Source organism: Pseudonocardia nigra, from assembly GCF_019396355.1.
In the GTDB taxonomy this organism is placed as follows: Bacteria; Actinomycetota; Actinomycetes; order Mycobacteriales; family Pseudonocardiaceae; genus Pseudonocardia; species Pseudonocardia nigra.
The window spans coordinates 1-548 of record NZ_JAHKRK010000591.1 but is presented as its reverse complement, the minus strand read 5'-3'; the positions used below and the strand labels follow the sequence as shown (position 1 = coordinate 548).

The window sequence follows — 548 nt, the reverse complement described above, 5'->3', positions numbered from 1 at the left end:
CGGTGATCTCTCAGCCCTCAAGCAAGATCGGCGCGCCAACGCCGGTCGGGAAGGTACGACCCGTGCTCAGCGTAGTCCCCGAGGAGCCCAACGGCCGCGATGACGCCACCCCCGGCGGCGGTGCGACGCCTGGGTCCGTGATCGATCAGATCGTGCGTGACGGTGCCCGGCGGATGCTGGCCGAGGCGTTGCAGGCCGAAGTTGATGCCTACATCGCCCAGTTCGCCGCCGAGCGCGACGAGGCCGGTCGCCGGCTGGTGGTGCGCAACGGTAGCCACCAGCCCCGTGCGGTGCTCACCAGCGCCGGGGCGGTGCAGGTGAGGGCGCCACGGGTCAACGACCGGCGCCTCGACCCCGACACCGGCGAGCGCATGCGGTTCTCCTCGGCGATCCTGCCGCCCTGGTGCCGCAAGACCCCGAAGATCAACGAGGTGTTGCCGCTGCTGTATCTGCACGGGCTGTCCTCGGGGGACTTCGGGCCCGCGCTCGGGCAGTTCCTCGGCAGCTCGGCCGGGCTGTCGGCGTCGGTGATCACGAAGATGACCGAG

At 70.8% G+C, this 548-nt stretch carries 1 protein-coding gene; it reads left to right on the top strand.

The window, feature by feature from the left end:
- Window positions 1-62 precede the first annotated feature (62 nt).
- On the top strand, window positions 63-548 hold a 486-nt coding region (locus KME75_RS42340; protein ID WP_372452776.1), incomplete at its 3' end, for a transposase.